Here is a 9,608-nt window from a genome sequence, read left to right on the forward strand (position 1 = left end):
GCGGGCCCCCGGCCCACCGCCCCTTCACCTGTCGTACGTACGTGCGTCAGACCGCCGTCGCCGGTGCCGTCTCGGGCCGCTCGGCGGACGGGCCGGGCAGCGGGGCGGGCGCGTCGTCGCCGCGCTCGCGCATGCTCAGGACGAGCCGGACCACGGCGATCAAGAGGATGGCCGAGCCGAACATGTGGATGCCGACCAGGATCTCGGGGACGTCGCTGAAGTACTGCACGTACCCGATGGCCCCCTGGGCGAGCAGGACGAGCAGCAGGTCACGGGCGCGGGCCCGGGTGTCGGCGGGCGCGTCGACCACCCGCAGGGCCAGCCACATCGCGATGGCCAGGGCGCAGACCACCCAGGCGGCGATGGCGTGGACATGGGCGGCGGCCGACCAGTCCCACGGCATGCGCGGTACGTCGCTGCTGTCGCCGGCGTGCTTGCCTGAACCGGTCACGGAGGTGCCCAGCACGATCAGGACGACCGTGGTCGCCACGATCGCCCACGCGAGGCGCCGCACCGGCAGCGGGGTCCGGGGCCGCGGCGGGCCGTCGCCCTCGTCGATCCGCACCCAGGTGATCACGGCGATCGCCAGGAGCACGTTGGCCAGCAGGAAGTGCCCGGCCACCGTCCACGGGTTGAGGCCCGCCCAGACCGTGATCCCGCCGAGCACGGCGTTGCCCAGCACGATCCAGAACTGCGACCAGGCCAGCCGGGTCACCTTGCGGCGGCGCGGCTTCATCGAACTGACGGCGATGATCGCCCAGCCGACCGCGGCTGACAGCACATAGGCCAGCATCCGGTTGCCGAACTCGATCGCGCCGTGCAGCCCCTGCTCGGGCGTCGCGAACAGGCTGTCGTCGGTGCACTTGGGCCAGGTGTCGCAGCCGAGACCCGAACCGGTGAGCCGGACGGCCCCGCCGGTGATGATGATGAAGACGCTCATCATGATGGCGGAGAGCGCGGCGCGCTTCACCACCTTGGTGGACGGCGTCCAGCGCTTGGCGATGAGGGAGATGGGGGTTTCCACGCGGACCATCGTAGGACGGGGCTTGTGCGCGTTTTCACGAGGGGTGGGTACGTGCCTGCTTGCCCCGGGAAATCCCTGTTGCGGGCCGGGCCCTACTCCCAGCGGAAGAACTTCGCCGCAGCGCCGAGCCCCAGCACCGCCCACACCGCGAGGATCCCGGCCTGGGCCCACGGCATCGACGCACCGTGCTGGAGGACGTCCCGCAGGCCCTCGGAGAGCGCCGACACCGGCAGCAGACCGAGCACCGACTGCACCGCGTCCGGGAACTTGTCCAGCGGCACGATGACCCCGCCGCCGACCAGCAGCAGCAGGAAGACCAGGTTGGCGGCTGCGAGCGTCGCCTCCGCCTTCAGCGTCCCCGCCATCAGCAGCCCCAGCCCGGAGAACGCGGCGGTCCCGAGCACGAGGAGCAGCAGCACCGAGAGCGGGTCGCCCTCGGGTGACCAGCCGAGCGCGAAGGCGATAGCCGTCAGCAGCACGATCTGGAGCACCTCGGTGACCAGTACCGACAGCGTCTTCGCGGTCATCAGCGCCCAGCGGGGCAGCGGGGAGGCCCCGAGCCGCTTGAGGACCCCGTAACGGCGTTCGAAGCCGGTGGCGATGGCCTGGCCGGTGAAGGCGGTGGACATCACCGCGAGAGCGAGGATGCCCGGGGCCAGGAAGTCGACCGACTCGCCCGAGCCGGTGTCGACGATGTCGACCGCGCTGAACAGCACCAGCAGCAGCGTCGGGATGATCACCGTCAGCAGCAGCTGCTCGCCGTTGCGCAGCAGCATCCGGGTCTCCAGCGCGGTCTGCGCGGCGATCATCCGGGGGAGCGGGGCGGCGCCGGGGCGCGGGGTGTACGTACCGGCGCTCATGCGCGCAGCTCCTTGCCGGTCAGTTCGAGGAAGACGTCCTCCAGGGTGTGCCGCTCCACGGAGATGCCCTCGGGCATCACGCCGTGCTGGGCGCACCAGGACGTCACGGTGGCCAGCAGCTGCGGGTCGATGCTCCCGGTGATCCGGTACGTCCCCGGCAGCGGCTCGGCGGCCCCGGAGCCGTCGGGCAGCGCCTTGACGAGGGAGCCGAGGTCGAGGCCGGGGCGGCCGGTGAAGCGCAGGGTGTTCTCCGCACCGCCCCGGCAGAGCTGCTCGGGACTGCCCTGGGCGATGACCCGGCCCGCGTCGATGATCGCCACGTCGTCGGCGAGCGTCTCGGCCTCGTCCATGAAGTGGGTGGTCAGCACCACGGAGACCCCGTCTCCGCGCAGCTCGCGCACCAGGTCCCAGGTGGAGCGGCGGGCCTGCGGGTCGAGCCCGGCGGTCGGCTCGTCCAGGAAGACCAGCTCGGGCCGGCCGACGACCGCCATGGCCAGGGAGAGGCGCTGCTGCTGGCCCCCAGAGAGCCGCCGGTAGGCGGTGCGGCCGCAGTCGCCGAGGCCCAGGCGCTCGATCAGGGCGTCCACGTCGAGGGGGTGGGCGTGCAGCTTGGCCATGTGGCGGAGCATCTCCTCCGCGCGGGCCCCGGAGTAGACGCCGCCGGACTGGAGCATCACCCCGATCCGGGGGCGCAGCCGCTCGGCGTCGGCGACCGGGTCGAGGCCGAGGACCCGTACGGTGCCCGCGTCGGGGCGGCGGTAGCCCTCGCAGGTCTCGATCGTGGTGGTCTTCCCGGCGCCGTTCGGGCCGAGGACGGCGGTCACCGCGCCGGTCGCGACGACCAGATCGAGGCCGTTCACCGCGGTCTTCGCGCCGTACCGCTTGACCAGGCCGCTGACCTGTACGACGGGCTCGTTCTCCATGGCGCACCAGTCTAGGCAGCGCTTCGGAGAGGGCGTCCCGCGGGGCCAGATTAGGTAACCCTAAGTGACGAACCACACCGTTGATCGTTCCGGACCGTGGTTGTCAGAGTCGAATGAATTACGCAACAATGGTGTTGTGAAATACGACGGACGGGCTCCTCAGGAGGAACTCGCGACCGGTGAGCGCTCGACGCGCAACCGGGTCGCGCGCTCCATCCTGGACCACGGCCCCTCCACCGTCGCGGATCTTGCCAAGCGCGTCGGCCTCACCCAGGCCGCCGTCCGCCGCCACCTGGACGCCCTCGTCTCCGACGATGTCGTCGAAGCCCGTGAACAGCGGGTGTACGGGGCGCGGACCCGCGGCAGGCCCGCCAAGGTGTTCGCCCTGACCGACTGCGGCCGGGACGCCTTCGACCAGTCCTACGACAAGCTGGCCGCCGATGCCCTGCGCTTCATCGCCGAGTCCGGGGGTGACGAGGCGGTCATCGCCTTCGCCCGCGCCCGGATGGCCGCGATGGGCGAGGCGTACCGCGCGGCGGTCGAGGCCGCGGAGCCCGAAGGGCGCACCGAGGCCCTGGCCAAGGCCCTGTCCGCCGACGGGTACGCTGCTACGGCGCGAAGCGCGCCGGGCCCGCAGCAGGGCGAGCAGCTGTGCCAGCACCACTGCCCGGTGGCGCATGTCGCCGAGCAGTTCCCACAGCTGTGCGAGGCGGAGACGGAATTCTTCTCCAGCCTCCTCGGGACGCATGTGCAGCGTCTGGCCACCCTCGCCCACGGCGACGGTGTGTGCACGACCTATGTGCCGCGCAGTGGCCACGCAGCACCCCCACAGACCACCCATTCAGCATCTGCAAGCACGGCCGGGAGGAACCCCGCATGACGCTCCCCACGGAGACTGCCCACCCTGAGCTCGAGGGTCTGGGTACGTACGAATTCGGCTGGGCCGACTCCGACGCGGCAGGCGCGGCGGCGAAGCGCGGTCTCTCCGAGGCTGTCGTCCGCGACATCTCGGAGAAGAAGAACGAGCCCGAGTGGATGCTGAAGCTGCGGCTCAAGGGCCTCAAGCTCTTCGGCAAGAAGCCCATGCCCAGCTGGGGCTCGGACCTGTCGGGCATCGACTTCGACAACATCAAGTACTTCGTGCGCTCCACGGAGAAGCAGGCCGCCTCCTGGGAGGACCTGCCCGAGGACATCAAGAACACGTACGACAAGCTCGGCATCCCCGAGGCGGAGAAGCAGCGCCTCGTCGCCGGCGTCGCCGCGCAGTACGAGTCCGAGGTCGTCTACCACCAGATCAACGAGGAGCTGGAGGCGCAGGGTGTCATCTTCATGGACACCGACACCGCGCTGAAGGAGCACCCGGAGCTCTTCAAGGAGTACTTCGGCACCGTCATCCCGGTCGGCGATAACAAGTTCGCCTCGCTGAACTCGGCCGTGTGGTCCGGCGGCTCGTTCATCTACGTGCCCAAGGGCGTCCACGTGGACATCCCGCTCCAGGCCTACTTCCGCATCAACACGGAGAACATGGGCCAGTTCGAGCGGACGCTGATCATCGTCGACGAGGACGCCTACGTCCACTACGTCGAGGGCTGCACCGCCCCGATCTACTCCTCGGACTCGCTGCACAGCGCCGTGGTCGAGATCATCGTGAAGAAGGGCGGCCGCTGCCGCTACACGACCATCCAGAACTGGTCGAACAACGTCTACAACCTGGTCACCAAGCGGGCCGTGGCCTACGAGGGCGCGACCATGGAGTGGGTCGACGGCAACATCGGCTCCAAGGTCACCATGAAGTACCCGGCGGTCTACCTGATGGGCGAGCACGCCAAGGGCGAGACCCTGTCCATCGCCTTCGCGGGCGAGGGCCAGCACCAGGACGCCGGCGCCAAGATGGTCCACATGGCCCCGAACACCTCCTCCAACATCGTCTCCAAGTCGGTGGCGCGAGGCGGCGGCCGTACGTCCTACCGCGGACTGATCGAGATCGGCGAGGGCGCGCCGGGCGCGAAGTCCAACGTCCTCTGCGACGCTCTGCTGGTCGACACGGTCTCCCGCTCGGACACCTACCCCTACGTCGACGTCCGCGAGGACGACGTGTCGATGGGCCACGAGGCGACCGTCTCCAAGGTCTCCGAGGACCAGCTCTTCTACCTCATGAGCCGCGGACTCACCGAGTTCGAGGCCATGGCGATGATCGTGCGCGGCTTCGTCGAGCCGATCGCCAAGGAGCTGCCCATGGAGTACGCCCTGGAGCTCAACCGGCTGATCGAGCTGCAGATGGAGGGTTCGGTCGGCTAGGTCCGCGCCTGCGGACCACCGGGACGGCCGTTCGCGGCCGTCCCCGCCCCACCGAATCCCCCGAGTTCTTGACTGAAGAAAGCGAGCACTACGACAGCCATGGCTGAGGCTCAGAACACTCCGGCGGGCTCCACCACCGCCGGCTCCATCGCGGTGGCCGCCGAGTCGACCGTCGCCACCCGCATGAGCGCACCCCCGTCCTTCGACGTCGCGGACTTCCCCGTCCCGCACGGCCGCGAGGAGGAGTGGCGCTTCACGCCGCTGGAGCGACTGCGCGGGCTGCACAACGGCACCGCCGTCGCCACCGGCAGCGGCGTGAAGGTCGCCATCGAGGCGCCCGAGGGCGTCACGGTCGAGACCGTCGGCCGCGACGACTCCCGGCTCGGCAAGGCCGGCACCCCGGTGGACCGGGTCGCCGCCCAGGCCTACAGCTCCTTCGAGCAGGCCTCGGTCGTCACGGTCGCCAAGGAGGCCGTGCTCACCGAGCCGATCCGGATCGCCGTGCACGGCGAGGGCGGCACCGCCTTCGGCCACCAGCTCATCGAGCTGGGCGCCTTCGCCGAGGCCGTCGTCGTCATCGACCACACCGGTGACGCGGTGCTCGCCGCCAACGTCGACTACGTGCTGGGCGACGGCGCCAAGCTGACCGTCGTCTCCGTCCAGGACTGGGACGACACCGCCGTCCACGTCGGCCAGCACAACGCGCTGATCGGCCGGGACGCCTCCTTCAAGTCGATCGTCGTCACCTTCGGCGGCGACGTCGTCCGCCTGCACCCCCGGGTCGCCTACGCGGCCACCGGCGGCGAGGCGGAGCTCTTCGGCCTGTATTTCACCGACAAGGGCCAGCACCAGGAGCACCGCCTCCTGGTCGACCACAACACCCCGCACTGCAAGTCCAACGCGGTGTACAAGGGCGCCCTCCAGGGCGACGGCGCGCACGCCGTCTGGATCGGCGACGTCCTCATCCAGGCCGCGGCCGAGGGCACCGACACCTACGAGATGAACCGGAACCTCGTCCTCACCGACGGCGCCCGGGTCGACTCGGTGCCCAACCTGGAGATCGAGACCGGCGAGATCGTCGGCGCCGGCCACGCCTCGGCGACCGGCCGCTTCGACGACGAGCAGCTCTTCTACCTCCAGTCCCGCGGTATCCCGGCCGAGGAGGCCCGCCGCCTGGTCGTGCGCGGCTTCTTCGCCGAGCTGGTCCAGCAGATCGGCCTGCCGGACGTCGAGGAGCGGCTCATCGAGAAGATCGAGGCCGAGCTGAAGGCGTCCGTCTGATGTCCTTCGTCAAAGCCTGTGCGCTGAGTGAGCTGGAGGACGACACCCCCAAGCGGGTGGAGCTCGACGGCACACCCGTCTCCGTCGTCCGCACCGAGGGCGAGGTGTTCGCGATCAACGACATCTGCTCGCACGCGAACGTCTCCCTCTCGGAGGGCGAGGTGGAGGACTGTGCGATCGAGTGCTGGCTGCACGGATCGTCGTTCGACCTCCGCACCGGCAAGCCGTCCGGCCTTCCCGCGACGCGCCCCGTCCCCGTATACCCCGTAAAGATCGAAGGGGACGATGTGCTCGTCTCCGTCACCCAGGAGTCCTGAGTCACCCATGGCAACGCTTGAAATCCGCGACCTGCACGTCACCGTCGAGGCCGACAACGCCACGAAGGAGATCCTCAAGGGCGTCGACCTGACCGTGAAGCAGGGCGAGACCCACGCCATCATGGGCCCCAACGGGTCCGGCAAGTCCACCCTCGCGTACTCGCTGGCGGGTCACCCCAAGTACACGATCACCGGCGGTACGGTCACCCTCGACGGCGAGGACGTCCTGGAGATGTCCGTCGACGAGCGGGCCCGCGCCGGCCTGTTCCTCGCCATGCAGTACCCGGTCGAGATCCCCGGTGTCTCGGTCTCCAACTTCCTGCGCACCTCCGCCACCGCCATCCGCGGCGAGGCCCCCAAGCTGCGTACGTGGGTCAAGGAGGTCAAGGAGACGATGGCCGGGCTCCAGATGGACCCGTCCTTCGCCGAGCGCAACGTCAACGAGGGCTTCTCCGGCGGTGAGAAGAAGCGCCACGAGATCCTCCAGCTGGAGCTCCTCAAGCCGAAGATCGCCGTCCTGGACGAGACCGACTCCGGCCTGGACGTCGACGCGCTCAAGACCGTCTCCGAGGGCGTCAACCGGGTCCGCGAGACCGGCGAGGTCGGCACCCTGCTGATCACCCACTACACCCGCATCCTCAAGTACATCAAGCCCGACTTCGTGCACGTCTTCGCCAACGGCCGGATCGCGGCCTCCGGCGGCGCCGAGCTGGCCGACCAGCTGGAGAACGAGGGCTACGAGGCCTACACGAAGGGTGGCGCTTCCGCGTGACTGACGCCCGACAGGGGCTCTCCGGCCTCCTCGACACCGAGGCGATCCGCAAGGACTTCCCGCTCCTGGACCGCACGGTCCACGACGGCAAGAAGATCGTGTACCTGGACTCCGCTGCGACCTCGCAGAAGCCGCGCCAGGTCCTCGACGCGCTCAACACGTACTACGAGCGTCACAACGCGAACGTGCACCGCGGCGTCTACACGATCGCCGAGGAGGCCACCGCGCTGTACGAGGGCGCCCGCGACAAGGTCGCCGCCTTCATCAACGCACCCAGCCGCGACGAGGTGATCTTCACGAAGAACGCCTCGGAGTCGCTCAACCTCGTGGCGAACATGCTCGGCTGGGCGGACGAGCCCTATCGGGTGGACCGCGACACGGAGATCGTCACCACGGAGATGGAGCACCACTCCAACATCGTGCCGTGGCAGCTGCTCGCGCAGCGCACCGGCGCGAAGCTGAAGTGGTTCGGCATCACCGACGACGGCCGGCTCGACCTGTCGAACATCGACGAGATCATCACCGAGAAGACGAAGATCGTCTCCTTCACGCTGGTCTCCAACATCCTGGGCACGGTCAACCCGGTCGAGCAGATCATCCGCCGCGCCCAGCAGGTCGGCGCGCTGGTCTGCATCGACGCCTCGCAGGCGGCCCCGCACATGGTGCTCGACGTGCAGGCGCTCCAGGCGGACTTCGTGGCCTTCACCGGCCACAAGATGGTCGGCCCGACCGGCATCGGCGTGCTGTGGGGACGGCAGGAGCTCCTGGAGGACCTGCCTCCGTTCCTCGGCGGCGGCGAGATGATCGAGACCGTGTCGATGCACTCGTCGACGTACGCCCCCGCGCCGCACAAGTTCGAGGCCGGTACGCCCCCGATCGCCCAGGCCGTCGGCCTCGGCGCGGCCGTGGACTACCTCACCTCGATCGGCATGGAGCGGATCTACAACCACGAGAAGGCGATCACCGAGTACGCGGTGAAGCGCCTCCTGGACGTCCCCGACCTGCGGATCATCGGTCCGGCGACGGCCGAGGACCGCGGCGCGGCGATCTCCTTCACACTCGGCGACATCCACCCGCACGACGTGGGCCAGGTCCTCGACGAGCAGGGCATCGCCGTCCGGGTCGGCCACCACTGCGCGCGGCCGGTCTGCCTGCGGTACGGAATTCCTGCGACGACGCGAGCGTCGTTCTATCTGTACTCCACGCCCGCCGAGGTCGACGCCCTGGTGGACGGTCTGGAGCACGTCCGGAACTTCTTCGGGTGAGGGCGTAACGGTGAAGCTTGATTCCATGTACCAGGAAGTGATCCTGGACCACTACAAGCACCCCCACGGGCGTGGCCTGCGGGACGGCGACGCGGAGGTGCACCACGTCAACCCGACGTGCGGCGACGAGATCACACTCCGGGTGAAGTACGACGGCGAGACCATCGCCGACGTGAGCTACGAGGGCCAGGGCTGCTCCATCAGCCAGGCCTCCGCCTCCGTGCTGAACGAGCTGCTCGTCGGCAAGGAGCTGTCCCAGGCGCAGAAGATCCAGGGCGCGTTCCTGGAGCTGATGCAGTCCAAGGGCCAGCTGGAGCCGGACGACGCGATGGAGGAGGTGCTGGAGGACGCCGTCGCGTTCGCCGGCGTCTCCAAGTACCCCGCCCGGGTCAAGTGCGCGCTGCTGAGCTGGATGGCGTGGAAGGACGCGACGGCCAAGGCGCTGTCCGAAGGGAAGACCGCATGAGCGACAACGAGACCGCGACCATGAAGCCGGCCTCCGAGGAGGAGGTCCGCGAGGCGCTCTACGACGTCGTCGACCCCGAGCTGGGCATCGACGTCGTCAACCTGGGCCTGATCTACGGCATCCACGTCGACGACGCCAACATCGCCACTCTCGACATGACGCTGACGTCCGCGGCCTGCCCGCTGACCGACGTCATCGAGGACCAGGCGAAGTCCGCCACGGACGGCATCGTCAACGAGCTGCGGATCAACTGGGTCTGGATGCCGCCGTGGGGCCCGGACAAGATCACCGACGACGGACGCGAGCAGCTCCGCGCGCTGGGGTTCAACGTCTGACACGCTCTCCGAAGAGCTTTGACACGCTCCCCGAGGAGTGACGAACGGCCATGCCCGCCAGGCAGAC

General features: G+C 69.3%; 11 protein-coding genes. 8 read left to right on the plus strand and 3 right to left on the minus strand.

The features are described 5' to 3' along the window. Positions 1 to 46 precede the first annotated feature (46 nt). The 3 genes from ACFWM7_RS29855 to ACFWM7_RS29865 all read right to left on the minus strand — a co-directional run bounded on the left by ACFWM7_RS29855 (position 47) and on the right by ACFWM7_RS29865 (position 2,807). Positions 47 to 1,033: a heme A synthase gene (locus ACFWM7_RS29855; RefSeq protein ID WP_383266395.1), complete on the minus strand. Its 987-nt coding sequence runs from the start codon at positions 1,031 to 1,033 to the stop codon at positions 47 to 49. 83 nt (positions 1,034 to 1,116) lie between these two features. Continuing rightward, complete coding sequence (locus ACFWM7_RS29860; RefSeq protein ID WP_383266398.1) at positions 1,117 to 1,884, minus strand: ABC transporter permease; 768 nt, start codon at positions 1,882 to 1,884, stop codon at positions 1,117 to 1,119. Beyond that, positions 1,881 to 2,807 carry an ABC transporter ATP-binding protein gene (locus ACFWM7_RS29865; RefSeq protein ID WP_383266401.1) on the minus strand — a complete coding sequence of 309 codons (927 nt, stop codon included), beginning with the start codon at positions 2,805 to 2,807 and terminating at the stop codon, positions 1,881 to 1,883. The genes ACFWM7_RS29860 and ACFWM7_RS29865 overlap by 4 nt, the downstream gene beginning before the upstream one ends. A gap of 136 nt (positions 2,808 to 2,943) precedes the next feature. Between ACFWM7_RS29865 and ACFWM7_RS29870 the strand changes: the two genes are divergently transcribed. The 8 genes from ACFWM7_RS29870 to ACFWM7_RS29905 all read left to right on the plus strand — a co-directional run bounded on the left by ACFWM7_RS29870 (position 2,944) and on the right by ACFWM7_RS29905 (position 9,541). Then, positions 2,944 to 3,687 (plus strand): helix-turn-helix transcriptional regulator, encoded by a 744-nt coding sequence (locus tag ACFWM7_RS29870; RefSeq protein WP_383266404.1) that lies wholly within the window; start codon positions 2,944 to 2,946, stop codon positions 3,685 to 3,687. After that, a complete protein-coding gene (gene sufB / locus ACFWM7_RS29875) occupies positions 3,684 to 5,105 on the plus strand; it encodes a Fe-S cluster assembly protein SufB (RefSeq protein WP_383266407.1) in 1,422 nt (473 codons plus the stop codon). Before ACFWM7_RS29870 ends, sufB begins: the two co-directional genes overlap by 4 nt. Positions 5,106 to 5,204: 99 nt before the next feature. Further along, entirely contained in the window at positions 5,205 to 6,386 is a 1,182-nt protein-coding gene (gene sufD / locus ACFWM7_RS29880; RefSeq protein WP_383266410.1) for a Fe-S cluster assembly protein SufD, read from the plus strand. Then, the gene (locus tag ACFWM7_RS29885) at positions 6,386 to 6,703 is read left to right on the plus strand and encodes a bifunctional 3-phenylpropionate/cinnamic acid dioxygenase ferredoxin subunit (protein WP_003969893.1); all 318 of its coding nucleotides are present in this window, start codon (positions 6,386 to 6,388) and stop codon (positions 6,701 to 6,703) included. Before sufD ends, ACFWM7_RS29885 begins: the two co-directional genes overlap by 1 nt. A gap of 7 nt (positions 6,704 to 6,710) precedes the next feature. Further along, entirely contained in the window at positions 6,711 to 7,475 is a 765-nt protein-coding gene (gene sufC / locus ACFWM7_RS29890) for a Fe-S cluster assembly ATPase SufC (RefSeq protein WP_086778560.1), read from the plus strand. Next, positions 7,472 to 8,740, plus strand: a complete 1,269-nt coding sequence (locus ACFWM7_RS29895; protein ID WP_383266416.1) for a cysteine desulfurase — start codon at positions 7,472 to 7,474, stop codon at positions 8,738 to 8,740. Before sufC ends, ACFWM7_RS29895 begins: the two co-directional genes overlap by 4 nt. Positions 8,741 to 8,750: 10 nt before the next feature. After that, on the plus strand, positions 8,751 to 9,206 hold the full coding sequence (gene sufU / locus ACFWM7_RS29900; protein WP_307847818.1) for a Fe-S cluster assembly sulfur transfer protein SufU: 456 nt from the start codon (positions 8,751 to 8,753) through the stop codon (positions 9,204 to 9,206). Beyond that, entirely contained in the window at positions 9,203 to 9,541 is a 339-nt protein-coding gene (locus tag ACFWM7_RS29905) for a metal-sulfur cluster assembly factor (RefSeq protein ID WP_003969897.1), read from the plus strand. Before sufU ends, ACFWM7_RS29905 begins: the two co-directional genes overlap by 4 nt. The last annotated feature ends 67 nt before the right edge of the window (positions 9,542 to 9,608 follow it).

The sequence above is a fragment of the Streptomyces sp. NPDC058375 genome (genome assembly GCF_042723425.1).
Taxonomy (GTDB): Bacteria; Actinomycetota; Actinomycetes; order Streptomycetales; family Streptomycetaceae; genus Streptomyces; species Streptomyces durocortorensis.